Origin of the sequence: Micromonospora sp. NBC_00389 (genome assembly GCF_036059255.1) — a bacterium.
Classification (GTDB): Bacteria; Actinomycetota; Actinomycetes; order Mycobacteriales; family Micromonosporaceae; genus Micromonospora.
Genome location: NZ_CP107947.1, coordinates 270,498 through 295,158, shown reverse-complemented (window position 1 = coordinate 295,158; position 24,661 = coordinate 270,498). Strand labels below are relative to the sequence as shown.

Genomic DNA, 24,661 nt, shown 5'->3' with positions numbered 1-24,661 from the left:
CCCTACCCCCCATTCGGGGGTTGTCAGGGTTACTCAGCGCAACCAATGCCGGGAGACTCGAGATGAGCCCGGGCGCCCCGGCACGGGCGTGAGCGGGACGGGAGCACCAATGGCGCTCGGAGCGGTGGCGGAACCGCCGGTACGTCGGCGAGGCAGTGACTACGCACAGTTGTCCCGACGGATCAGCGAGGCAGGCCTGCTGGAGCGGCGCCCAGCCGCGTACGTCGCCCGCATCGTGATCACGCTCGGTGCCTTCGTGGCCGGCTGGGTCGCCGTGTTCCTGGTCGGCGACTCCTGGTGGCAGCTGCCGCTCGCAGCCGTGATGGCGGTGGCCACCACCCAGGTCGCGTTCCTCGGCCACGATGCCGGGCACCGCCAGATGTTCCGTCGGCGCGGCCCCAGCGAACTGGTGGGGCTGCTCGCCGGCAACGTCGCAGTGGGGATCAGCTACGGCTGGTGGGTCGACAAGCACAACCGGCACCACGCCAACCCGAACCACGAGGACGAGGACCCGGACGTCGGCGCGGGTGCCCTGGTGTGGACGCCCGAGCAGGCGCTGGAGACCCGTGGGTTCGGCCGCTGGATGGCCAAGCGGCAGGCTTACTTCTTCTTCCCGATGCTGCTGCTGGAAGGGCTGAACCTGCACGTGGCGAGCATCCGGGCGATCGTCGGCCGGGAATCGGACGGCGGGTACAGCACCCCGATGCGGCACCGGGCCGTCGAGGCGGGGCTGCTCGTCCTGCACACCGCCGGCTACGTGGCGCTGCTGCTGGCGGTCATGTCGCCGGGGAAGGCACTGCTCTTCGCTGTCGTGCACCAGGCGTTGTGGGGCCTCTACATGGGCTGCGCGTTCGCGCCGAACCACAAGGGCATGCCGATGCCGACCGCCGAGGACGAGCTGGACTTCCTGCGTAAGCAGGTGCTGACCTCCCGCAACGTGCGGGGCAGCCGGCTGGTGGACACCGCGCTGGGCGGGCTCAACTACCAGATCGAGCACCACCTGTTCCCGAACATGCCCCGGGCCAACCTGCGCCGGGCGCAGCCGATCGTTCGCGCCTACTGCGACGAGCAGGGCATCTCGTACACCGAGACCGGGCTGGTCGAGTCGTACCGGCAGGCGCTCGGCCACCTGCACGACGTGGGACAGCCGCTGCGCGGCTGAGCACGACAGCCGCTGCGCGGCTGAGCACGCCGGCCGCTGCGCGGCTGAGGACGTACCTGGTGGGGGCGGTGCCGGAGGGCACCGCCCCCGCTTCGTCGTGTGGGGTCCGCCCCGACACCCCGCCACCGCTGGTCGGTGGCACTCGCCGTGCCCGGTAGGGTCGGCGCATGGCAGACCTGCTCACCGCGGAGGCGGTGCGAGACGAGCTGGGCGGGCTGACGGGCTGGTCGGGCGATGGCACCGGGATCAGCCGCACGGTGGAGCTTGCCAGCTTCCCGGCGGCCATCGCGGTGGTCGACCGGGTGGCCGGGACAGCCGAGGAGCTGGACCACCACCCTGACATCGACATCCGCTGGCGCACGCTGACCTTCCGCTGCGTCACCCACTCGGCCGGCGGGGTCACCCACCGCGACGTCGACCTGGCGCGTCGGATCGACGAGATCATTCGGAGCGCCCGATGAGGTTTGAGATCAGCAAGGTGCTGGACGCCATCGAGGGCCGGGTCTGCACGGACCCGTCGCTGGCCCGGGCCGTGCTCGACCTGGCCGAGGTGATCCGCTACCAGGACATCGACGGCGGCCGGCCGGCCAGCCTGCTGCGGCTCGGCATGGTCATCGACGCGCTCTCCCGCGAGCTGGAGGAGGACAGCGTCCAGGTCTACGCCGTGGTGCACCGGGCGCTGCTCTCCGATGCCGACCTCACCTCCAACGAGCGGATGGTGGTCCGCCGCTGGGCCGACGACGGGCTCGTCGAGGTGCTCGACAACCCGGGCGACCGGATGTTGGAGGTCGCCGATCTGCTCGGGCTTCCGGTGCTCAGCCGGGTCCGCTTCGACGGGCTGCGCGGGCGGTTCCCGTGGCTGGTCGAGCAGGCCGGACGGGTGCTCGCCCCGGTGCCCGGTGCCGGCGGACCTGCGTTCATCGCGCACGTCGGTGGCGGGCACACGCCGGTTGCCGGCAAGCGCTCGCCGACCGGGGCGAAGCTGCTGGCCCGCCAGTGGCGCTGCCCCGAGCCGGGCTGCGCGCTCTTCGGCAGTGGTGGCGGAGGCGGCGCGTTCGCCGACCTGGCCCGGGTGGTGGAACGCAGCCCGGCCGGTCAGCCGCCGCCCGCGCTGCGCAACGGCGTACCGACCTGCCCCCGGCACGGCGTGCGGCTCGGTGACGCCGGCCCCCGGCCACGCTCCGAGGTGCTCGCGGTCCGCGTCGGCGGCCTGGTCCGGCGGCGGTTCGTGCTGACCGAGGAGCAACCGGTGGTGGCCGGTCGGGCCCCCGAGCAGGACGGCGGGATCATGCTCGGGCAGTGGCTCAACGACGAGGCCCGGCGGTGGATCAGTCGTGGGCACGTCCGCTTCGAGCTGCGGGTCGGCGAGGTCATCGTGACCGACGTCAGCACCAACGGCTCCGGCATCCGGCCGGCCGGCTCGATGGCCGAGTCCGACCGGATCCCTCTGGCCCCGCAGCAGTCCCGGGTGCTGGGCGAGGGCGACATGGTGGAGCTCTACCCCGGGGTGCAGGTCGGCCGCGCCGAGGAGCTGCCCGCCGGCGCCCCGTTCACCCCGACCTCGGTGATGGCCGAGGCCCCCACCATGGCGATGCGCCTACCCCGCGCCTGACGTGCGGGCGGGCGCCGGGACCGTGGTCCCGACGCCCGCCCGAAGTACGTTCCGGTTCAGCTGGCCAGCACGGCGGCGAGCTGAGCCACCGCGAGGTCGATCTCCTCCTCGGTGATCACCAGCGGCGGGGCGAGCCGGATGGTGGAGCCGTGGGTGTCCTTGGCGAGCACACCGCGCTGGGCGAGCCGCTCGCACGCCTCCCGTCCGCTCATCAGCGCCGGGTCGATGTCCAGACCGGCCCAGAGACCACGGACGCGCACCCCGACCAGGCCCTTGCCGACCAGCCCCTCCAGGCCGGCCCGCAGCCGTTCGCCCAGCTCGGCCGAGCGGCGCTGGAACTCGCCGGTTGCCAGCAGCCGGACCACCTCGATCGCCACCGCGCAGGCCAGCGGGTTGCCGCCGAAGGTGGAGCCGTGCTGGCCGGGCTTGAGCACGCCGAGCACGTCGGCGTTCGCGGCCACGGCGGAAACCGGCACGATGCCGCCGCCGAGCGCCTTGCCCAGCAGGTACATGTCCGGCACGACGCCCTCGTGGTCACAGGCGAAGGTGGTGCCGGTACGGCCCAGGCCGGACTGGATCTCGTCCGCGATGAAGAGCACGTTGCGGTCGGTGCAGACCTGGCGTACGCCCGGCAGGTAGCCCTCCGGCGGCATCACCACGCCCTGCTCGCCCTGGATCGGCTCCAGCAGCACGGCGACGGTGTTCTCGTCGATCGCGGCAGCCAGCGCGTCCAGGTCGCCGTACGGGACCACGGTGAAGCCCGGGGTGTACGGCCCGAAGTCGGCGCGGGCGTCCTCGTCGGTGGAGAAGCTCACGATGGTGGTGGTCCGGCCGTGGAAGTTGCCCTCGGCCACCACGATGTTGGCCTGACCGGCGGCCACACCCTTGACCTGGTAGCCCCACTTGCGGGCCACCTTGATCCCGGTCTCCACGGCCTCGGCGCCGGTGTTCATCGGCAGCACCAGATCCTTGCCGCACAGCTCGGCCAGCTCCCGGCAGAAGTCGGCGAACTGGTCGTGGATGAACGCCCGGCTGGTCAGCGTCAACCGGTCCAGCTGCGCGTGTGCGGCGGCGATCAGTTGTGGATGCCGGTGGCCGAAGTTGAGGGCGGAGTAGCCGGCCAGGCAGTCCAGGTAGCGCCGGCCGTCCACGTCGGTGAGCCAGGCGCCCTCCGCGGACGAGATCACCACCGGCAGCGGGTGGTAGTTGTGCGCTGTCCAGCGCTCGGCGTCCCGGACCGCTCCCGGCGTCCGCAGCATGTCGTCCACGATCACTTGCTTGCCTTTCCCTGACGGAGTCGCAGCGTGCAGCACTTCGGTCCGCCGCCGGCCTTACGCAGCTCGGACAGGTCGACACCGATGGTCTCGTAGCCCCGGTCGCGCAGCTTGGCGGCCAGGTCGGTGGCCTGCGCGGGCAGCACCACGTGCCGCCCGTCGCTGACCGCGTTCAGCCCCAGCACCTCGGCGTCGGCCATGGTGGCGTGCACGGCGTCGGGGAAGAGCCGACGCAGCACGGCCTGGCTGCCGGGCGAGAACGCCTCGGGCAGGTACGCCACGGTCCGCTCGTCGAGCACGGTCAGCGCCGTGTCCAGGTGGTAGAAGCGGGGGTCGACCAGCTGCATGGTGATCACCGGGTAGCCGAAGACCTCCTGCAACTGGGCGTGCGAGGCGTGCGCGGTGCGGAACCCGGTGCCGGCCAGCAGGTAGTCGCCGGCCAGCAGGATGTCGCCTTCGCCCTCGTTGACGTGCTTCGGGTCGTACATCTCGAAGCCGGCGGCTTCGAACCAGGCCCGGTAGGCCGGCGCCTCGTCGGCGCGCTGCGGGTCGCGGAACTGCACGGCCATCGCCTTGCCGTCGATCACGGTGCCGCCGTTGGCGGCGAAGACCATGTCGGGCAGGCCCTGCACCGGAGTGATCTCCTCGACGGTGTGGCCCAGGTCGAGGTACGTCTGGCGCAGCCGCTCCCACTGCTGGACGGCCAGCGCGGCGTCGACCGGCGCGCTCGGGTCCATCCACGGGTTGATCGCGTAATCCACGGCGAAGTACGTCGGCCGGCACATCAACAGGCGCTGGCTGGTGGCGTCCATCGTCATTGTCCTGCTCCCAGGGGTCGGGCGCGCCCGGCCACCATGGCCCACGGGCTGGCGCCGTTGCTCAACGTTATGCGGCGCCAGCAGCAGGATCCACCACCGAGAGTTGCGCACACCGAACATTCGTTGCGTCTGAGCGGTTGGCGGCTGCGATTCGTTGCGTGAGCGGTCGGCGGGGCCGTGGAAACGCCTCGGGGCCCGGCGAACCGGGCCCCGGAAACACTTCAGGGGCGGCGAACCGCCGCCCCTGAAAGGGTGTCGCCCGGTCGATGAACCACCGGAGAGTTCGGGCTGCCGGCGAACCACCGGCTTTGCCGGTGCACCACCGGCGAGCGGAACAGTGCCCGCTAGAAACGATCGACAAACTGTGAGTCGAGCCACTCGCGGAACCGCTGCACCCAGTCGCCGTCGGTGGTCGGCCAGTCGAACTGGCCGGTCATCGCCAGCACCCCGAGCACCACCGCGGCCAGCCCGATCAGCACGCCGAACAGCGCGTCGGTCTTGCCGGCGACGTGCCGGCGGCGGGTGGCGGACAGGCCGAGCACCGAGAGCACCGCGCCGAGGGCGCCGAGCCCGATGCCGTACCCGGCCAGGGCGCCGGTCAGCACGAAGAGCGCACCGGCGACGGCGACGATGAGGCCGAACGTGGCGAGCAGGCTGGCGCGCGGCTTCGGGCCGCGCGTCACCGGCGGCTCGGTCCGCTCCGGTGCCGGGGAGACCGGCCGGTCGGTCGCGACCCGGTCCTCCGGGTCAGGCCGCCGGGTCTCGCCCTCCACCGGACGGGCGGTGGCGGCGCGGGCCACCGCGGCCCGTTCGGTCGCCCGCCGCTCGGCCTCGCCGGCGTCGCCGGCCTGGTCGTCGGTCGCGGTCGCGCTGCGGTACGTCGTCTGGTCGGCGGCCCGGTCGGTGACCACCGGGCGGCCGGGGCTGTCGTCCGACCGGCCCACGCCGGTGACCGCCGAGCTTTCCCGGCCGCTGTCGACCGGGGTGTCGCGGCCGTCAATGCGGCCGTCGAGGTTCTCGTCCCGCGTCGGTGCCGGCTCGGACCGGCGGGACAGCGAAGGAATCCTGACCACAACACACCTCCTGATGAATGCGTGGTGGCCGACGGAACGGGTGGCACCCACGCGGTATGTCACCGGAGGTACCCAGAAGCTCGATTTTCGACACCCGATCGCACCGGCGGTCAGGCCGGCACCGTCCATTTCTGGTTGGCGCCACCGGTGCAACTCCAGACCTGGGTGGGGGTGGCGTTGGCCGAGGTGTTGCCCACCACGTCCAGACACTTGTTCGCGCTGACGCTGACCAGGTCGCGGGCCGCCGTCGCGGTCCAGCGCTGGTTCGCGGCGGCGGTGCAGGTCCAGATCTGCACCCGGCTGCCGTCGGCCGTGGCGTTGTCCCGGACGTCCAGGCACTTGCCCAGCGCCCGCACGGTGCCGTCGGTGCCGAGCGTCCACTGCTGTGCGGCGCTGCCGTTGCAGTCGTACAGCTGGACGGCCGTGCCGTCGGCGCTGCTGGCCGCGGCCACGTCGAGGCACTTGCCGGCCAGTCCGACGATCGGGCCGGTCCGGCCCCCGCCGCCCCCACCGGACTGACTGCCCGACCAGGTGAAGGTGGCCGTGGTCCGGGCCGGCAGCGAGTACGTGAAGGACTGCCCGCCCCAGGCCACCTTGACCGACTGGGTGCCGGTGCCGCCGTTGTGGGCGATCAGCGCCTTGGAGCCGTCCGGGTTGACGTACGCCACGTTCGGTACCGAGCCGTTGGCGGTCGAGGCGATCCGATACGCCCCGGGCTTGACGAATTTGGTGAGGTGCCCGGTGGTGTAGTACTCGATCGTGTAGTCGACCTGGCCGGCCCGGGAGCCGCCCTCCTGCACGGTGACCAGGCCGGTGCAGACGTCACAGCCGCCGTTGTGCGGGCCCATCGACTGGTTGAGGGCGAGGCTCCACTTGACCAGGCTGCCGCTGTAGTTGCGGGCGTAGTTGACGATGTCGGCCAGGTCCTCGTTGTGCTGGTTGCCGATCCAGGTGCCGCCGGAGTGCTCGGTGCTGAACTGGCGTACCGCCGGGTACTGGTTGCGCACCTGGGTGCCGACCGCCGGGTCACCGAAGTAGCCGTGCCAGGCGATGCCGCCGAAGAGCGGGTCGTTGCGGACGGCGGCGTCGGCCAGCAGCACCGCGCCGAAGTTCGGATAGTCGCCGTAGTTCCAGTCGTGCACGAGCACCTTGGTGGTGAGGCCGGCGGCGCGCAGCGCCGGGTACAGGTGGTTCTTGGTGAGCTCCACCAGCCCGGAACCGTTCCAGCTCATGCCCGGGTAGTTCATCGCCGTCGGGTTGCCGGCCTGGCAGCAGTTCGGCTCGTTCTGCACCGAGAGGTAGTTCACCGGCACACCGGCGGCCTGGTACATCTGCACGTACTTGACCAGGTACTGGGCGTACATCGGGTAGTACTCGGACTTGAGCCAGCCCATCTGGTCCATCCGGCCGTTGTCCTTCATCCAGCCCGGGGCGCTCCACGGCACGCCCATCACCCGCAGCGCCGGGTTGAGCGACCGGGCCTGCGCGGTGAGCAGCCGGACGTTGGTGTCGTAGCCGTTGGCGTGGAAGTCGTTCAGGTTGCAGCAGGTGTCGTCGAGCGAGACGTTGCCGGGGCGGGAGAGGTCTGAGGCGCCGATCGGGTTGCGGACGAAGGAGAGGCCGATGCCGTCGGTTGGGGAGAAGAGCTTGCTCATCACGGCGTCGCGGGTGGCGGCGCTGATCGGACCGCCTCGGAACAGGTACGCAGTGGTGTCGGTGATCGACGCGCCACCGCCCTCGAACTGCTGGTAGCGGGTGTTCTCGTCGACCGTGATGGTGTGCGTCGCGCCGCCGCTGGTGGCGGCGAAGGTGACCGGTGCCTGTGGTTGGAGGCCCCGGCTGACCTGGCGGCCACCGGAGTCCGAGGTGGTGGTCAGCCAGATGCTCACCGGCTCGCCGGCGGCGGACGCCGGGGCGGGCAGGGCGACCGTGGCGACGGCCGCGGCGGTGCAGAGCGCGAGCAGGCTCGCCGCGGTCGTTCGGCGTCGGGACCGTCGGCGCTGGCCCGGTGGCGGGGGTACGGGGATGGCGGCCATTTGACGGCTTCCTCTCGCGCGGCGGATGGATGTCACGGATTGCCCCGACCTGTCCGGCATCCGTTGCCTACAGTTAATATTCCTTAGTAATAGAAGTCAATGGATTCCTTGGAGTTGCTCACCGGCTGCGTGGACCGGGGCCCAGCCCTCTGAGGTCGCTGCTGACTATCCTTGGCACCCGTGCCAGAGGGACACACGATTCATCGCCTGGCGGCTCGGCACGCCGAGCTGTTCGCCGGGGACAAGCTGCACGCCGCCAGCCCGCAGGGCCGTTTCACCGAGGGCGCCGCCCTGCTCTCCGGCACGGTGCTGGACGGCACCGAGGCGTATGGCAAGCACCTGCTGCACCACTACGCCGGCGAGCTGACCCTGCACGTGCACCTCGGGCTGTACGGAAAATTCACCGACGGGCCGGGAGAGCCGCCGGAGCCGGTCGGTCAAATTCGGCTGCGGCTGGCCAGCGACCGGCACTGGCTGGACCTGCGCGGGCCGACCGCCTGCGAGCTGCTCACCCCGCCCGAGGTGGCCGCACTGCGTGGCCGCCTCGGGCCGGATCCGCTGCGCACCGATGCCGACCCGGAGCGGGCGTACGCCCGGATCTCGCGAAGCCCGACGCCGCTGACCGCGCTGCTGCTGGACCAGTCGGTGGTGGCCGGCACCGGGCTGATCTTCGTGACCGAGGCGCTGTTCCGGGCCGGGCTGCCGCCGACGCTGCCCGGGCGGCGGCTGACCCGGGCCGGTTGGGACGCGCTCTGGGCCGACCTGGTCGGGCTGATGCGGCTCGCGGTCGAGCACGGCCGGATCGACACCGTGCGTGACGCGCACCTGCCGGCGGCGATGGGCCGGCCGCCCCGGGTGGACCGGCACGGCGGCGAGGTGTACGTCTACCGCCGCCCCGGCGCGCCCTGCCACGTCTGCGGCGGCGAGGTGAGTCGGGGCGAGCTGGCCGGCCGCAACCTCTACTGGTGCCGCACCTGCCAGGCCGCCTGATCGGCCCGGTGCCGGACGCTGCTCCGATGCCCTGTCGAGCTGCCCCAGATATGGGGCGGCTCGCAATCGCGTGCGGCTCGCAATCGCGTGCGGCTCGCAATCGCGTGCGGCTCGCAATCGCGTGCGGCTCGCAATCGCGTGCGGCTCGCAATCGCGTGCGGCTCGCAATCGCGTGCGGCTCGCAACCGCGGTGCGGCTCGACAACCGCGTGCGGCTCGATAACCAGATATGGGGCAGCTCGACAGGGCGGTGGGCGGTCACTGCTCGTCAAGCAGCCAGCGGACCACCTCGAGCTGGTGCGGAAGCACCGCGTCCCCGTCGATGCTCCAGGCCAGCGTGTGCCCGATGGTCCAGCCTCGGACCCGCTCCCGGTCCAGCCCCAACTCGGCGCTGAGCCGGTCCAGCCGGTGCCGGACGGCGGCCGGCGAGTGGCCCAGCTCCCGGCCGCGCACCATCGGCACCACCGAAAACTCCCGCTCGCCGGTCAGCGGCTTCGGGTCGATCACCAGCCACGGTTCCCGGTCGGCGGCGAGCACGTTGCCGGCGTGCAGGTCCTGGTTGACCAGCACCTGCTCGCCCTGGCTCGATGCCAGCCCGGCGAGCAGGGCGAGCGCGGCGTCGAGCAGCCGCCGCTCGTACGGCCGGCCGGCCCGCTCCCAGGCCTGGGGCATCCGGTCGATCCAGCCGGCGGCCTCCTCGGCCAGTGGGGTGAACGGCGGGCCGGCCGGGCGCCACAGCCGAGGCAGCAGCCCGGTCAGCACGTCCAGCGCCCGGTCCATGGGCAACTCGTGCAGCGCGGTCCCGGGCCGGCAGCGCTCCACCAGCAGCGCCCGCCGCTGCGGGTCGTGGTCGAGCAGCCGGATCGCCCCGTCGCCGTCCCACCGAGCCAGCGCGTCGGCCTCGTGCCGGCTCTCCCCGTCCGGGAACTGGAGCTTCAGCACGGCCGCCGTGCCGTCGGGCAGGTCGGCGGGGAGCGCCAGCGAGGCGAAGGCGTACCGGAAGGGTGGCCCGAGTCGCAGCGACCACCGTTCGGCGCACTCCGCCAGCCGGCCGGGGAGCGCGGTTAGCCAGTCCCGGCCGGCGGGTGATCCGCGTACCCAGTCGAGTCCCTCGGGCAGCTCCATCCGGCCATCCTGGAGCATCCGTGGCCGCGCGGCTGGCCCGGGTCGTCGCGGTGTCGATGTGATGCGGCAGGGAATTGACAGCCGACGGGTGCCGGAGCAGGGTGGAGTCGAGACAACGATGTCAACGGGCAAATGGGAGGAATCGTACTCATGATCCTTCCCGCGACGCGGCCGGCCGGCTCGCGGCGTCCCGTTGGCGGTTTTCCGGCGCGGACCCGGTCCGCCCGCCGATCCTGACCGTATGTCCCTTTCCTACCCGACGGTGACCAGCTGAGATGACCGACGTGCCCCGATCTGACGCCGAACTGACCCTCGCCCCGGCCGGGGCGCCCGAACTGCCCGACCTCGAAGAGTTCCTCGCCGACCAGACCCGCACCCTGCTCGACACGGTCCGCCGCGCGGTCCGGCCCGAGGGCGGCTTCTGGTGGTTGACCGACGACCGCACTCCGGACCCCACCGAGCCGCTGCACACCTGGATCACCTGCCGGATGACCCACGTGTCGGCCATCGCCTACCACAACGGCGACCCGGACGCCGCCGCCCTGGTCGACCACGGAGTCGCCGCGCTCAGCACACTGCTGCGCGACGACCGGTACGGCGGCTGGTTCAGCGCCGTAGACCAGCAGGGGTCGCCGACCAACGAGCGCAAGGCCGGGTACGACCACGCGTTCGTGCTGCTCGCCGCGTCCGGCGCGGCGCGCGCCGGACGGCCCGGCGCGGACCGGCTGCTCGCCGACGCGCTGACCGTGGTGCGGGACCGGTTCTGGGACGACGAGGCCGGAGCGGTCCGCGAGTCCTGGAACCGGGACTGGACGGTCACCGAGGATTACCGGGGCGCGAACAGCAGCATGCACATGGTCGAGTCGTTCCTCGGCGCGGCCGCCGCCACCGGCGATCCGAGCTGGACCGACCGGGCCCTGCGGATCGGCACCCACCTGGTGCACGGGGAGGGTGCCCGGCACGACTGGCGGCTGCCCGAGCACTTCACCGCCGACTGGGAGCCCCTACCCGACTACAACCGGGACCGGCCCGCCGACCCGTTCCGGCCGTACGGCTCCACCATGGGGCACTGGCTGGAGTGGGCCCGGCTGCTGCTGGAGCTGGAGGCGGTCCTGCCGCAGCCGCCGAGTTGGCTGCTCACCGACGCCCGCGCCCTGTTCGCCGCCGCCGTGCGACGTGGTTGGGCGGTCGACGGCGCCGACGGCTTCGTCTACACGATCGACTGGGACGACCGGCCGGTGGTCCGCTCCCGGATGCACTGGGTGGTGGCCGAGGCGATCGGGGCGGCGATCACCCTGCACCGGCGCACCGGGGACGCGGTCTACGCCGACTGGTACCGGGTGTTCTGGGGATACGCGCGCCGCTACCTGATCGACGACAGCGGGTGGCGGCACGAGCTGGATCCGCAGAACCGGCCCGCCAGCACGGTCTGGCACGGCCGGCCGGACGTCTACCACGCCTACCAGGCGGTGCTGCTGTCCCGCTCGGCCGACGGGCTCGGCGGCCCCGGCCCGCTCGCCCCGGGCGAGGTGCCCGCGTGATCGTGGTGGCCGGCGAGGCCCTGATCGACCTGGTGGTCTCCGCCGAGGGCGAGCGGGCGGTGCCGGGCGGCTCGCCGGCGAACGTGGCGGTCACTCTGGCCCGACTCGACCAGCCGGTGCGGCTGCTGGCCCGGCTCGGCGCCGACGGGTACGGCAAGCAGCTCACCGAACACCTGACCACCAACCGGGTGGACCTGGGGTGGGCGGTCCGCGCCGAGCAGCCCACCTCGGTGGCGCTGGCCACCCTGGACGCCACCGGGCAGGCCAGCTACGAGTTCCGGTTGATCGGCACGGCGGACTGGCAGTGGACGCCGCAGGAGCTGCCCGAACTGGCCGGGACGTCGGCGACCGCCCTGCACACCGGGTCGCTCGCGCTCGCACTGGTGCCCGGCGCGCAGGTGCTGGAGGACCTGCTCGCCCGCGAACGCCGCCGGGACGGGCTCACCGTCTCGATCGACCTCAACCTGCGTCCGGGCATCGTCACCGACCGGGCGGCGGAGCAGGCGAGGGTGGAACGGCAGGTGAGCCTCGCGCACCTGGTCAAGGCCAGCGACGAGGACCTGGCCTGGCTCTACCCGGACCGGACGGTGTCCGACGTGATGGCCGGGTGGCGTGCGGCCGGGGTGTGCTGCGCGGTGGTGACCCGGGGCGGGGACGGTGCCTGGCTGCTCGCCCCGGACGGGTCGATGCACGAGGAGCCGGCGGTGCCCACCACGGTGGTCGACACCGTCGGCGCCGGCGACGCGTTCACCGGCGGCCTGCTGGCCGCGCTGGCCGACCTCGACGCGCTCGGTGACCGGCCGGCCGAACGGCTCGCCGCGGTAACCGCGGAGCAGTGGGCCGCAGTGCTCCGCCAAGCCGCAACGGTAGCCGCGCTCACCTGCGGCCGCCGAGGTGCGGACCCACCCCGCCGCGCCGAGCTCGACTCCCTGCTCCGCGCCTGACTGTGGGGTCGATCATGGAGTTGTGGTGGGCGTTAGACCGCACTTCGCGGCATACGCGCGGCACCACAACTCCATGATCGACGCTGGAGAAGGGGCTGCGCCTCAGGCGGTCGGTGGGGGCAGGCCGCGGCGCAGCAGCCGGGTGGGGAGCACCGTGGTTGACGGTGGCGAGTTGTCGCCGGCGATTCGCTGGAACAGCCGCTCGGTGGCGACCCGGGCCAGCTCCCGGGTGTCGTACCCGACGACGGTCAGCGGCCGGGGCATCAGGTGGGCCAGCTCGAAGTCGTCGAAACCGGCCAGTGCGGCGTCGCTGCCTCGCCGGTGCAACTCCTGCAGTGCACCGACGGTGAGGCGGTTGTTGCCGCAGAAGAAGGCGGTGGGCGGGTCCGGCAGGTCGAGCAACTCGGCGACGGCCCGCCCGGCCTCCTCCGGCGCGATGAGCCGGTCGCGGACCAAGGACTCGTCGGGCTCGATCCCGGCGGCGGCCAGCGCCGCCCGTGCGCCGGCCAGCCGCTCGCGAATGGTGGGCACGGTAGGCGCACCGAGCAGGACACCCACCCGGCGGTGCCCCTCGTCCAGCAGCGCGCCGACCCCGGCCCGGCTGCCGCCCTGGTTGTCCAGCAGTACGGCGTCCGCGAGCAGCCCCTGCGGCGGCCGGTCCAGGAAGACCACCGGCATGCCCAGCTCGACCTCGCGGCGCAGGAACGAGTGGTCCAGGCCGGCCGGCACCACCAGCAGCCCGTCGACGCGGCGCTGGGTGAAGTCCTGGAGCAGGGCGCGTTCCCGCTCCGGATCCTCCTCGGAGGAGGCGGTGATCAGCATGGTGCCGTGCTCGGCCGCGATGTCGGCGGCGACGCTGGCGATGGTGGCGTAGAACGGGTTCGCGATCTCCTCGATGAGCAGACCGACGGTGGCGTTGAGCTGCCGGGAGCGCAGGTTGCGGGCGATGTCGTTGCGCCGGAAACCCAGCTCGGCGATGGCGGCCAGCACCCGGGCGACCAACTCCTGACCCACCGGCTCATCGTTGACCACGCGAGAGACCGTCTTCAGGCTGACCCCGGCGCGTCGGGCCACGTCGACCATCGTCGGGCGGCGGCGCGCGGCCGGTCGGATCGGGGTCTGGGTCACGGGATGGTCCTCCACGGCGGACGCGGGTCAGCGGCTGGCGGCGGCCAGCACGTCGACCGCTTTTCGGGCGGCGATCAGCACCGGGTCCCATACCGGCGCGTACGGCGGAGCGTAGCCCAGGTCGAGCGCCGTCATATCGTCCACCGTCATGCCGTTCCACAGCGCCACGGCCAGCGTGTCGATCCGTTTTGCCGCCTCGGACCAGCCGACGATCTGCGCGCCGAGCAGCCGCCCGCTGGGTCGCTCGGCGATCAGCTTGACGGTCATCGGTCGGGCACCGGGGTAGTAGCCGGCCCGGTTGGTCGACTCGGCGATGACCGAGACGAAGTCGAAGCCGGCCTCGGTGGCGTCCCGCTCGCGCAGCCCCGTCCGGCCCACCTCCAGATCGCAGACCTTGGTGACCGCCGTGCCGATCACGCCCATGAAGGTGGCGTACCCGCCGCCGATGTTGATCCCGGCCACCCGGCCCTGCTTGTTGGCGTGCGTGCCCAGCGGCACGTGCACCTGCATCCCGCTGACCCGGTGCAGTGTCTCCACGCAGTCGCCGGCCGCCCAGACCCCGGGCAGCCCGACCACCCGCATCCTGCGATCCACCCGGATCCCGCCGGTCGGCCCCATCGGCAGCCCGGCCGCCTCGGCGAGCGCGGTGTTGGGGCGTACGCCCAGACCCAGGACCACGACGTCGGTCGGGATCGACCCCTCGGCGGTAACCACCGCGGACACCCGGCCGTCCCGCTGCTCCAGCCCGTTCACGGACAGGCCGGTGCGGATCGTGACGCCCAGGCCGCGCATCGCGTCGGCGACCAGCTCGGCCATGTCGCCGTCCACCGTCGACATGGGCTGGTCGCCCCGCTCGACCAGGGTGACGGAGAGGCCGCGCTGGATCAGCGCCTCGGCCATCTCGACGCCGATGTACCCGCCGCCGATCACCACCGCCCGGTGCGGCTGCGGCTCGCCGTCCAGCCAGTCGCGCAGCTCCGCTCCGTCGTCGAGGGTCTGCATGCCGAACACGCCGGCCACGTCCGTCTCCGCCCATGGCGGCTTCACTGGCACCGCGCCGGCGGCGTACAGCAGTTCGTCGAAGCGCTCGCGGACCTCGTCGCCCTGCTCCAGGTCCCGGGCGACCACCTCGCGGCGCTCCAGGTCGATGGCGACCACCTCGTGGCGTATCCGCACGTCGATGGCGAACTCGGTGCGGAACGTCTGCGGGTCCCGGGCGATCAGCTGCTCAGGGTCGGGCACCAGGCCACTGATCCAGTACGGAATGCCGCATGCCGAGTAGGAGGTGAAGTGCCCCCGTTCGAAGACCACGATCTCCAGGTGTTCACGGCCACGGCGGCGTCGGGCCTGGGACGCCGCCGACATTCCGGCGGCGTCCCCACCGATGACGATCAGTCTTTGCGCCACGGAACCATCCTGTCACGCGGTGATCAGCCGCGGGTCTGTCGCGCCACGTCCTGCACCACGTCGGTGAGCCGTCCGGCGCGGGCGAACACCGCGCGCTGCCGCGCCGCGCCGGTGCCGTGCCGGCGCAGCCCGCCCAGCAGGTCGGTCACCTCGGCCCAGTCGTCGTGCTGCTCCAGCGCGGGTCGCATCCGTTCCACGAACTGGTCCAGCAGCTCCCAGGCGGGGCGCAGCTCGCCGGTGGTGACGTCGACGCCCTCGCCCTCCAGGCCGTCGTGGGCGGCCCGCCAGTGCGCGCCGACCAGCAGGTGGTGGTCGGTCTGCAGCGCCGGCCGGTCGGCCTCGACGTCCGCTATGGCGGTGGCCACCAGGGCCCGGACCAGCGCGGCGACCAGCACCGCGTCGTCGACGGACGGGCAGACGTCGCCGATCCGCAGCTCGACGGTCGGGTACTTCGCCGACAGTCGGGCGTACCAGTAGAGCATCCCCTCGTCGAGCATCAACCCGCTGGAGATCAACTGGCGGATCAGCCGCTGGTAGTGCTCGTGCGACTCCAGCCACGGCGTCGGCGCCACCGACGGCCAGCGCTCCCACTCCACCGAGCGCCAGCTGGCGTAGCCGGTGTCCTCGCCCCGGGCGAACGGGGAGTTGGTGGTAACCGCGTGCAGCATCGGCAGCCAGGGGCGGACGTGGTTGAGCACCTGCACGCCGGTCTCCGGGTCGGGGATGCCGACGTGTACGTGCATGCCGTTGTTGCCGGGGCCGGGGACGAGCAACCGGAACCGTTCGATCATGCGGTCGAAGCGGGGCTTGTCCACCACCGGCGGCACCGGGCCGTCCACCGGGCCGGTGCCGATGGCCAGCAGCCGTACGCCGGCCCGCTCGGCGGCGTCGGCGAGCGCCCGGCGCAGCACGCCGAGGGAGTGCCGGATCGACGAGAGTTCCAGGCCGGGCGGGCTGCCGATCTCGATCTGGCTGGTCTGGAACTCCCGCTCCACCTGCCCGCGCAGCTCCGCCGGCACCTGCTCCAGGACGAGGTCGACGGCGGGCACCGCGGCCCCGGTGTGCGGGTCGACGAGCAGGAACTCCTCCTCGACACCCACGGTCAGCAGTTCGGTCCCCGCGGTCGTCTCGTGCGGCATCTCCGCCAACTGGCCGGTCATCGACACCACCGTCCGTTCCTGCCGGGTCGCGGTCCGTCCGCGTCGGTCGGTCGTTTGGTTACCCACAGTGGCGATGCCGGGAAACGTGGTGGCGGCGCGTCGCACGTCGCACCTGGCGTGTCGGCCGGCCGCTGGATTCGGGTACGCGCCTCGGCCGCACACCGGGCCCGCGATCCGGCCCGCCGACGTGACACCGGGTCCTAGGCTGATCCCGTGCCGGTGCCGCTGGGGTTCGTCTGGGTCGCGTGGATGTCCGCGTTCGCCCAGGTCACCCTGCTTGCGGACCGTCCGACTGACCTGCTCGCCGGTGCCGCGTTGACCACCCTGGTACTGCTGGCCGTGCTGCTCGCGGCGCGGGTGCTGGGCCGCATGAGCCCGCCGGGCACCGGGCGACGCTGGGTCGGGCTGCGCGCCCGCTCCCGTGGTCGCCAGGTGCCCCGACAGGTCGACCCCGACGCCGCCGGTCGGCCCCGCCCCCGCGCACCCGGTCACCCCTCGGCCGCGTAGCGCCACGCCGCCGCGCGGCCGATCCCGCCGTCACCGGTCCTCCCGCAGGCTAACGCCGCCGGGAAAGGACCCCACCGGAATCGGACCCGAGGGGTTTCCCATGCTCGCCTTCGCACCACTGCACGGCGCGGTCGGCGCCGCCGGCACCGCGCTTTCCTGGCTCACCGCTCTGCTCGAACCGCTGGCCGGCGGCATGGCGACCGCCGCCGCCATCGTGCTGTTCACCATCGCCGTCCGGTTGCTCATCTCGCCGCTCACCGTCGCGCAGGTCCGCGGCGAGCGGCGCCGCGCGGCGCTCGCCCCGCAGGTGCGCGACCTGCAGCGGCGGTACGCCGACGACCCGGCGAAGCTACAGGCCGAGGTGTTCGCCCTGTACCGCTCGGCCGGCGCCAACCCGATCGCCGGCTGCCTGCCATTGCTGCTCCAGGCACCGTTCCTGCTGGTCCTGTACCGGTTGTTCAGCAGCACCGAGGGCGGCACCGGGCTGCTGGAGGAGCGGTTGGCCGGGGTGCCGCTGGGCCATCATCTCGGCGACGGACTGGCCGGCGCGGCCGGTCCGCTCTTCGCCATCCTGTTGGCCGTGCTGCTGCTGTTGGCCTGGTGGTCGTCCCGGCGGGCCCGCCGGGCGTCGGCGGCGGGCGGTCGGCACGGTGGCCGGTACGCCCCCCGAGGGGCCGGGTGCCGCCACGCTCGCCCGGCTGCTGCCCCTGCTGCCGTTCACGACAGTGCTGGTGGCGCTGGTGCTGCCGCTCGCGGCGGTGATCTACCTGGTGACCACGACCGCCTGGTCGGCACTGGAGCAGGCGGTGCTCCGGCGCCCGCAGGCGGCTCCGGCGAGCGTCGACATAGATCGACGTTGACAACTGTCACGGTGGGACGTACAGCTCTGAGAGAGCGCTCTCTCGACCCGTCCCCGCAGAGAGGCACGTCCATGCCACCTCCTCCGGCGGCCACCGCCGCCCCGCCCGTCCGACGCCGCCTGCGGCTGGCGTCCGTCCTGCTCGTCGCCACCACCACCGTCCTGGCCGGCATCACCGTGACCGCGCAGGCCGCCGTTCCGCCCCCCGCCGCCGGCTGGAGCACGGTCTGGAGCGACGACTTCACCGGCGCGGCCGGCACCCTGCCGTCGGCCGCCAACTGGATCATCGACACCGGGCACAACTACCCCGGCGGCCCGGCCAACTGGGGCACCGGCGAGATCCAGAACTACACCGCCAGCACCGCCAACGTCAGCCACGACGGCGGCGGCAACCTGCGGATCACGCCGCTGCGCGACGGTGGGGGCGGCTGGACCTCCGCCCGGATCGAGACCGTGCGCAGCGACTTCAAGGCCCCGGCCGGCGGCGTGCTGGCCATCGAGGGCCGGATCCAGATGCCGAACGTCACCGGTGCCGCGGCGGCCGGCTACTGGCCCGCGTTCTGGGCGCTCGGCGCGCCCTACCGGGGCAACTACCAGAACTGGCCGGGCATCGGCGAGTTCGACGTGATGGAGAACGTCAACGGCATCAATTCGGTCTGGGGCGTGCTGCACTGCGGCGTCGCCCCCGGCGGGCCGTGCGACGAGTTCAACGGCATCGGCGCGTCCCGGGCCTGCCCGGGCGCCAGCTGCCAGTCTGCGTTCCACACCTACCGGTTCGAGTGGGACGCCTCGATCAGCCCTCAGCAACTGCGCTGGTACGTCGACGGGCAGCTCTACCACACCGTCACCCAGAGTCGGGTCGGTGAACCGGCCTGGTCGCAGATGACCTCGCACGCGGGCTATTTCCTGCTGCTCAACGTGGCGATGGGCGGGGCGTTCCCGAACGGGGTGGCCGGCAGCGGCACGCCCACCGCGGCGACCGTCCCGGGTCGGCCGATGCTGGTCGACTACGTGGCGGTGTACCGCCGTGGCGGCGGGACCACCCCGCCGCCCACCACTCCACCGCCCGGTGGCACGAGGGACGCGTACGGGCAGATCGAGGCCGAGTCGTTCAACGGGCAGAACGGAGTGTTCGTCGAGGCGTGCGCCGAGGGCGGGCAGAACATCGGCGCGCTGCGTAACGGCGACTGGGTGCGCTACGACAACGTCGAGTTCGGCTCCACGCCGGCGCGGGACTTCGTGGCGCGGGTGGCATCCGGCGCGGGTGGCGGGGTCAGTGGCCTGGTCGAGGTGCGGCTGGACAGCCCGACGGCGGCGCCCATCGGCAGCTTCGCGATCGGCAACACCGGCGGCTGGCAGAGCTGGCGCTCGGTGCCCGGAAACGTCGGCGCGGTGACCGGCCGGCACGCCGTCTACCTCACCTTCACCAGCGGCCAACCGAACGACTTCGTCAACGTCAACTGGTTCACCTTCCGCCGCTGAGGCGGGCCTTTCGGGTCTTCCGTCGTGTCGCCGCACGGCGGGAGGCCCGATCATCCGCGTCAACCCCTGGACAGAAACAGTTAACTGTCTTAATAATTAGCGCCAACGTTGACGTCCATGGATGCCCGCCCGGGCGTGGAGGGTCGCATGAAACCTGCCAGATCCCTTGTCCTGTCCCTGGTCACCGCGCTCGTCGCGACGCTCGGCGCGGCCTGGGTCGCGCTGCCCGCGTTCGCCGCCGGGGCCACCGCCAGCTTCGTCAAAACGGCCGACTGGGGCTCCGGCTGGGAGGGGAAGTACACCATCACCAACGGCGGCGGCTCGACCATCAACGGTTGGAGCCTCGCCTTCGACCTGCCTGCCGGCACCACCCTCGGCAGCTACTGGGACGCGCTGCTCAGCTCCGCCGGCCAGCGGCACACCTTCACCAACCGGTCCTGGAACGGCAGCATCGCCCCTGGTGCCTCGGTCTCCTTCGGCTTCCTGGCCAGCGGCTCCGGCTCGCCGAGCGGCTGCCAGCTCAACGGCGCACCCTGCGGTGGAGGCACCCCGCCCACCACCCCGCCACCGACCACGCCACCGCCGACCACCCCGCCACCGACCACGCCGCCCCCGACGAACCCACCGCCCACCGGTGGGCTGCCGAAGCACCTGCTCACCGGCTACTGGCACAACTTCGACAACCCCGCCGTGGAGCTGCGGCTGCGCGACGTCCCCGCTGACTACGACCTGGTTGCGGTCGCCTTCGCCGAGGCCACCGCAACACCGGGCGCACTCACCTTCGGCATCGACCCCGGGCTGTCCGCCGCGCTCGGCGGCTACACCGACGCCGACTTCACCGCGGACGTGCGCACCCTGCACGACCGGGGCAAGCGGGTGATCCTCTCGGTCGGTGGCGAGGCCGGCCGGGTCACGGTCAACGACGCCGCCTCGGCCACCGTGTTCGCCGACACGGCCGCCGCGCTGATCGCCCGCTACGGCTTCGAAGGGATCGACATCGACCTGGAGAACGGGCTCAACCCGACGTACATGGCACAGGCGCTGCGCGCACTGCGGGCCAAGGTCGGCGCGGGCCTGATCATCGCGATGGCGCCGCAGACCATCGACATGCAGTCCCCGGCCGGCGGCTACTTCAAGCTGGCCCTGGACATCAAGGACATCCTCACCGTGGTCAACACCCAGTACTACAACTCGGGGGCGATGCTCGGCTGCGACCAGAACGCCGCGTACGCCCAGGGCACGGTGAATTTCATCGTCGCGCTGGCCTGCATCCAACTGGAGGCCGGGCTCCGCCCCGACCAGGTCGGCCTCGGCCTGCCCGCCGGACCGGGCGCGGCCGGTGGCGGCATCGTCGCGCCCAGCGTGGTCAACGCCGCGCTGGACTGTTTGGCCCGGGGCACCAACTGCGGCAGCTTCCGGCCGCCGCGCACCTACCCCGGCATCCGTGGCGCGATGACCTGGTCGGTGAACTGGGACGTCAGCAACGGCAACGGCTTCGCCCGCGCGGTGGCACCGCACCTGGACACCCTGCCCTGACCGGTCGGCGTCCATCCGGGTTGGGCTGAGCGGCGACGCGGGATCAGCGACCGGCGGTCACCGACCGCCGGTCGTCGCGCGTCCGGCGTCGGCGCATCTTGCGGATCACCCACCAAACCACCATGACGACGAAGATCGCGACGATCCCGTAGTTGAACCAGTCGCTGTACCGCTCGACGTCCTGCCAACGGCTGCCGAGCGCGTAGCCGGCTCCGACGATGAGGGAGTTCCACACCCCGCTGCCGATCGTGGTGAGCAGGATGAACTCGCCCAGCGGCATCCGGTTCGCCCCGGCCGGCACGGAGACGAGGCTGCGGACCACCGGCACCACCCGGCCGATCAGCACCGCCCAGCGGCCGTGCCGCTCGAACCAGCGGTCGGCCTTCTCCAGGTCGTCACGATCCACCAGCGGGATACGGTCCAGCCAGCGCTTGAGCCGCTCCTCGCCCAGCGCCGCGCCGAGCCAGTAGAGCACCAGCGCGCCGACCAGCGAGCCGACCGTCGCCGCCAGCACCACGAGCACCACGTTGAACCGGCCCTCGCTGGCCAGGTAGCCGGCCAGCGCCAGCACGATTTCGCTGGGGATGGGCGGGATGATGCTCTCCAGCGCCACCAGCAGCGCCACACCGACCGGCCCCATGCTCTCGATGACGCTGGCCACCCAGCCGGTCAACCCAGTGAACTTGGACGGGTCGACATTCTGGGCGAGCGCCATGATCGTCCTTCCGTGTCGGCTGCCGGGGATCGGATGGTCATACCCCGTCGGCCGAGAGGCACACCTGCCGGTGAGCCGGGCCACCATGTCCTGGCGGTCAGTGCTCCGGGTGCAGCGCGGTGTCGGCCGGTCCCTGCCGCCAGCCGGTGAACACCACAGTCAGGCCGGCGCGGACCGGAGAGCAGCAGAACGGGCCGGCCATGGCCTCGACCGCCGGGTCCAGCGGGGCGAGCCGGACCAGTCGCCACGGCTCGCCGTCGGCCCGGGCCCGGACGGTCAGTGCGTTGCCGGCGCGGCTGACCCGGACGGTCACCTCCCGGCCCGCCCACTCCGGCACCGGCGCAACCGACCAGTCGGAGAACTCCCGGGTCACCACCGCACCGAGCTGGAGCTCGCCGTCGCTCAGCTCGACGCCGGCCTTGACCCAGGTGCGTTCGTCCACCCGGACCAGCGCGCCGGCCTGGTCGAACTGCCCGCTGAGGTCGAGCCGGAAGCTCACCTCCATGGCGCTGCCGACCGGCAGCGGGGCCAGCAGGGCGGGGCCGTTGTCGTGCACGAACCCGTAGCTGGTCCGCCGCCAGAAGTCGCTCTCCGCCGCCGGTTCGACGACCAGCTCACCCGCCGGGCCTTCCTCGGCGCGGACCGGCTGGTGCAGCCAACCGCCCCGGGCCCAGTCCAACGGTTGGCTCGGCGGTACGAGGTCGATCTCCATGACCGGCACCGTACCGGCCGGAAAGAGCCGACCGCGGTCCGCCGCCGGCCGGGGCGGGTTTGCGCCGATGATCAACCGGAGAAGTTCTTCCGGCATGGGTGACCGTTGGTACTCCGAAGCCGTCGTCTACTGCCTCGACATCGACACGTACGCCGACTCCGACGGCGACGGGGTCGGTGACATCCGCGGGCTGATCGGCCGGCTGGACTACCTGGCCCGGCTGGGGGTGACGTGCCTGTGGCTGCACCCGATCCACCCGTCGCCCAACCGCGACGACGGCTACGACGCCACCGACTTCTACAACGTGGACCCGCGCTTCGGCACCCTCGGCGACTTCGCCGAGCTGCTGCACCAGGCGCAGAACCGGGGCATCCGCGTGATCATCGACCTGGTGGTCAACCACACCTCCGACGAGCACCCGTGGTTCCAGTCCGCCCGCTCCTCGCCGGACTCGCCGTACCGCGACTGGTTCGTCTGGTCCGACACCGAGCCGGACGACCGGCACCAGGGCATGGTCTTCCCCGGCGAGCAGAACGAGACCTGGAGCTACGACCGCACCGCCAAGGCGTGGTTCTACCACCGGTTCTACAAGTTCCAGCCGGACCTGAACTTCGCCAATCCGGAGGTCCGGGCGGAGATCAAGAAGATCATGTCGTTCTGGCTCCAGCTCGGTGTCTCCGGCTTCCGGATGGACGCGGTGCCGTTCATCATCGAGCTGACCGAGCCGGGCAACCCGAACTCGCCGAAGGACTTCGAGTTCCTCACCGAGCTGCGCCAGCACGTGCAGTGGCGGCGCCCCGACGCCGTCCTGCTGGCCGAGGCGAACGTCGAGCCGGACCAGTTGCCCACGTTCTTCGGCGACGCCGGCGGCTCCGGCAACCGGATCCACATGCTCTTCGACTTCATGCTCAACGGCCGTCTCATCCTGGCCCTGGCCCGGCAGGACCCGGAGGCGCTGATCGAAGCGCTGCGGGACACTCCGAAGCTGCCCGTCGGCGGCCAGTGGGCGACCTTCCTGCGCAACCACGACGAGATCGACCTGTCCCGGCTCACCACCGAACAGCGCAACCAGGTGTACGCGGAGTTCGGCCCGGACGAGAACATGCGCATCTACGACCGGGGCATCCGCCGCCGGCTCGCCCCGATGCTCGGCAACGACCGGCGTCGCATCGAGCTGGCGTACGCCCTGCAGTTCTCGCTGCGCGGCACTCCGGTGCTGCGCTACGGCGAGGAGATCGGGATGGGCGAGGACCTGTCGCTGCCCGGTCGGGAGGCGATCCGTACCCCGATGCAGTGGTCGTACCAGCCGAACGCCGGCTTCTCCACGGCGGACCCGGAGAAGCTGGTCCGTCCCGTGATCGACAAGGGTGAGTTCGGCTACCAGAAGGTCAACGTCACGGCCCAGCGGGGCGACTCGAAGTCGCTGCTCGCCTGGTTCGAGCGCATGATCGGGACGCTGCGCGAGGCGCCGGAGATCGGCTCCGGCTCGACCACCCACATCGACGTGCCGATGCCGGCCGGAGTGCTGGCGCACCGGGCGGACGGGCGGACCGGGACCATGGTCTTCCTGCACAACCTGGGCACCGACGACGTCGAGGTGGACCTGAGCAGCCTGGAGGCGGAGGCCGACCTGCCGATCGACGTGCTCACCGACCGTGGCTACGGCGAGTTGGGCAAGCTCGGTGCGGTCAAGCTCTCCGGCCACGGCTACCGCTGGATCCGCCTCTGCCGGGGCCCGGCCTGCTGACGCTAAGCTCCTTCGATCGACCCCACGTTACCGGGAGGTAATCATGTCGGAGGAGCCCCGCGTCGCCATCGTCACCGGAGCCGCGCGCGGTATCGGCGCGGCCACCGCCCGGCGGTTGGCCGCCGACGGGATGGCTGTCGCCGTGGTCGACATCGAGGAGGCGGCGACCAAGGAGACGGTGGACGCCATCGCCGGTGCCGGCGGCCGGGCGCTCGGTGTGGGCGCCGACGTGTCCGACCGGGCACAGGTCGAGGCGGCCGTGGAACGGGTGGCCGCCGAGCTGGGCGCGCCCACCGTGCTGGTGAACAACGCCGGCGTGCTCCGCGACAACCTGCTGTTCAAGATGACCAGCGCCGACTGGGACACGGTCATGGGCGTGCACCTGCGCGGCGCGTTCCTGTTCAGCCAGGCGGCCCAGAAGCACATGGTGGACCGCAAGTGGGGGCGGATCGTCAACCTGTCCAGCACCTCCGCGTTGGGTAACCGGGGCCAGGCGAACTACGCCGCCGCCAAGGCCGGCCTCCAGGGCTTCACCAAGACGCTCGCCATCGAGCTGGGTCCGTTCGGGGTGACCGTCAACGCGGTCGCGCCCGGCTTCATCGTCACCGACATGACCGCGGCCACCGCCGCCCGCATGAAGGTCGACTTCGACGACTTCCAGAAGCACGCCGCCGCCGAGATCCCGGTACGCCGCCCGGGCCGGCCGGAGGACGTCGCGCACACCATCTCGTTCCTGGCCAGCGAGGGAGCGGGGTTCGTCTCCGGCCAGGTCATCTACGTCGCCGGTGGCCCGCGGGACTGACCCGTACCCCCGCGCCTCCGCACTCCCGACGA

At 72.2% G+C, this 24,661-nt stretch carries 21 protein-coding genes and 1 pseudogene; 12 read left to right on the top strand and 10 right to left on the bottom strand.

Annotation, left to right across the window (positions count from 1 at the left end; all coding sequences use genetic code 11):
• Window positions 1-109: 109 nt before the first annotated feature.
• From OG470_RS01395 to OG470_RS01385, 3 genes are all read left to right on the top strand, one after another.
• A complete protein-coding gene (locus OG470_RS01395) occupies window positions 110-1,162 on the top strand; it encodes a fatty acid desaturase family protein (protein ID WP_328419950.1) in 1,053 nt (350 codons plus the stop codon).
• A gap of 167 nt (window positions 1,163-1,329) precedes the next feature.
• Window positions 1,330-1,623 (top strand): 4a-hydroxytetrahydrobiopterin dehydratase, encoded by a 294-nt coding sequence (locus OG470_RS01390; RefSeq protein WP_328419948.1) that lies wholly within the window; start codon window positions 1,330-1,332, stop codon window positions 1,621-1,623.
• Complete coding sequence (locus OG470_RS01385) at window positions 1,620-2,774, top strand: FHA domain-containing protein (protein WP_328419946.1); 1,155 nt, start codon at window positions 1,620-1,622, stop codon at window positions 2,772-2,774. Before OG470_RS01390 ends, OG470_RS01385 begins: the two co-directional genes overlap by 4 nt.
• A gap of 56 nt (window positions 2,775-2,830) precedes the next feature.
• Here the strand turns inward: OG470_RS01385 and rocD are convergent, their stop codons facing one another.
• The 4 genes from rocD to OG470_RS01365 all read right to left on the bottom strand — a co-directional run bounded on the left by rocD (window position 2,831) and on the right by OG470_RS01365 (window position 7,975).
• Window positions 2,831-4,033 (bottom strand): ornithine--oxo-acid transaminase, encoded by a 1,203-nt coding sequence (gene rocD, locus OG470_RS01380; protein ID WP_386988466.1) that lies wholly within the window; start codon window positions 4,031-4,033, stop codon window positions 2,831-2,833.
• 11 nt (window positions 4,034-4,044) lie between these two features.
• Window positions 4,045-4,860 carry a dimethylargininase gene (ddaH, locus tag OG470_RS01375; protein WP_328426073.1) on the bottom strand — a complete coding sequence of 272 codons (816 nt, stop codon included), beginning with the start codon at window positions 4,858-4,860 and terminating at the stop codon, window positions 4,045-4,047.
• 350 nt (window positions 4,861-5,210) lie between these two features.
• The gene (locus OG470_RS01370) at window positions 5,211-5,939 is read right to left on the bottom strand and encodes a DMT family transporter (protein WP_328419944.1); all 729 of its coding nucleotides are present in this window, start codon (window positions 5,937-5,939) and stop codon (window positions 5,211-5,213) included.
• A gap of 110 nt (window positions 5,940-6,049) precedes the next feature.
• Window positions 6,050-7,975, bottom strand: coding sequence for a ricin-type beta-trefoil lectin domain protein (locus OG470_RS01365; RefSeq protein WP_328419942.1), 1,926 nt, complete (start codon window positions 7,973-7,975; stop codon window positions 6,050-6,052).
• A 180-nt stretch (window positions 7,976-8,155) separates the two neighbouring features.
• Here OG470_RS01365 and OG470_RS01360 point away from each other — a divergent pair, with 180 nt between their 5' ends.
• Entirely contained in the window at window positions 8,156-8,965 is an 810-nt protein-coding gene (locus OG470_RS01360; protein WP_328419940.1) for an Fpg/Nei family DNA glycosylase, read from the top strand.
• A gap of 257 nt (window positions 8,966-9,222) precedes the next feature.
• On the opposite strand, the gene OG470_RS01355 is transcribed toward OG470_RS01360, so the two are convergent.
• On the bottom strand, window positions 9,223-10,089 hold the full coding sequence (locus tag OG470_RS01355; RefSeq protein ID WP_328419938.1) for an aminoglycoside phosphotransferase family protein: 867 nt from the start codon (window positions 10,087-10,089) through the stop codon (window positions 9,223-9,225).
• A gap of 275 nt (window positions 10,090-10,364) precedes the next feature.
• Between OG470_RS01355 and OG470_RS01350 the strand changes: the two genes are divergently transcribed.
• Both OG470_RS01350 and OG470_RS01345 read left to right on the top strand, forming a co-directional pair.
• Window positions 10,365-11,630, top strand: coding sequence for an AGE family epimerase/isomerase (locus tag OG470_RS01350; protein WP_328419936.1), 1,266 nt, complete (start codon window positions 10,365-10,367; stop codon window positions 11,628-11,630).
• Entirely contained in the window at window positions 11,627-12,574 is a 948-nt protein-coding gene (locus OG470_RS01345; protein ID WP_328419934.1) for a carbohydrate kinase family protein, read from the top strand. Before OG470_RS01350 ends, OG470_RS01345 begins: the two co-directional genes overlap by 4 nt.
• A gap of 102 nt (window positions 12,575-12,676) precedes the next feature.
• On the opposite strand, the gene OG470_RS01340 is transcribed toward OG470_RS01345, so the two are convergent.
• The 3 genes from OG470_RS01340 to OG470_RS01330 all read right to left on the bottom strand — a co-directional run bounded on the left by OG470_RS01340 (window position 12,677) and on the right by OG470_RS01330 (window position 16,269).
• Window positions 12,677-13,657 (bottom strand): LacI family DNA-binding transcriptional regulator, encoded by a 981-nt coding sequence (locus OG470_RS01340; RefSeq protein WP_328426071.1) that lies wholly within the window; start codon window positions 13,655-13,657, stop codon window positions 12,677-12,679.
• 72 nt (window positions 13,658-13,729) lie between these two features.
• Entirely contained in the window at window positions 13,730-15,109 is a 1,380-nt protein-coding gene (locus OG470_RS01335; RefSeq protein ID WP_328419932.1) for an FAD-dependent oxidoreductase, read from the bottom strand.
• A gap of 23 nt (window positions 15,110-15,132) precedes the next feature.
• Window positions 15,133-16,269, bottom strand: a complete 1,137-nt coding sequence (locus OG470_RS01330; RefSeq protein ID WP_328419930.1) for a carboxylate-amine ligase — start codon at window positions 16,267-16,269, stop codon at window positions 15,133-15,135.
• A gap of 213 nt (window positions 16,270-16,482) precedes the next feature.
• Here OG470_RS01330 and OG470_RS01325 point away from each other — a divergent pair, with 213 nt between their 5' ends.
• From OG470_RS01325 to OG470_RS01310, 4 genes and pseudogenes are all read left to right on the top strand, one after another.
• Window positions 16,483-16,776 (top strand): DUF6412 domain-containing protein, encoded by a 294-nt coding sequence (locus OG470_RS01325; protein ID WP_328419928.1) that lies wholly within the window; start codon window positions 16,483-16,485, stop codon window positions 16,774-16,776.
• A gap of 100 nt (window positions 16,777-16,876) precedes the next feature.
• Window positions 16,877-17,311, top strand: a pseudogene (locus OG470_RS01320) (YidC/Oxa1 family membrane protein insertase); the annotation flags it as partial.
• A 396-nt stretch (window positions 17,312-17,707) separates the two neighbouring features.
• Window positions 17,708-19,117, top strand: a complete 1,410-nt coding sequence (locus OG470_RS01315; protein WP_328426069.1) for a carbohydrate-binding protein — start codon at window positions 17,708-17,710, stop codon at window positions 19,115-19,117.
• A 147-nt stretch (window positions 19,118-19,264) separates the two neighbouring features.
• The gene (locus OG470_RS01310) at window positions 19,265-20,653 is read left to right on the top strand and encodes a chitinase (RefSeq protein WP_328419926.1); all 1,389 of its coding nucleotides are present in this window, start codon (window positions 19,265-19,267) and stop codon (window positions 20,651-20,653) included.
• Between the two features lie 43 nt (window positions 20,654-20,696).
• On the opposite strand, the gene OG470_RS01305 is transcribed toward OG470_RS01310, so the two are convergent.
• Both OG470_RS01305 and OG470_RS01300 read right to left on the bottom strand, forming a co-directional pair.
• On the bottom strand, window positions 20,697-21,368 hold the full coding sequence (locus OG470_RS01305; protein WP_328419924.1) for a DedA family protein: 672 nt from the start codon (window positions 21,366-21,368) through the stop codon (window positions 20,697-20,699).
• A gap of 97 nt (window positions 21,369-21,465) precedes the next feature.
• Complete coding sequence (locus OG470_RS01300) at window positions 21,466-22,080, bottom strand: DUF1349 domain-containing protein (protein ID WP_328419922.1); 615 nt, start codon at window positions 22,078-22,080, stop codon at window positions 21,466-21,468.
• Between the two features lie 94 nt (window positions 22,081-22,174).
• Between OG470_RS01300 and OG470_RS01295 the strand changes: the two genes are divergently transcribed.
• On the top strand, window positions 22,175-23,827 hold the full coding sequence (locus OG470_RS01295; protein ID WP_328419920.1) for an alpha-amylase family protein: 1,653 nt from the start codon (window positions 22,175-22,177) through the stop codon (window positions 23,825-23,827).
• A gap of 43 nt (window positions 23,828-23,870) precedes the next feature.
• Entirely contained in the window at window positions 23,871-24,629 is a 759-nt protein-coding gene (gene fabG, locus OG470_RS01290; protein ID WP_328419918.1) for a 3-oxoacyl-ACP reductase FabG, read from the top strand.
• Window positions 24,630-24,661: the final 32 nt, after the last annotated feature.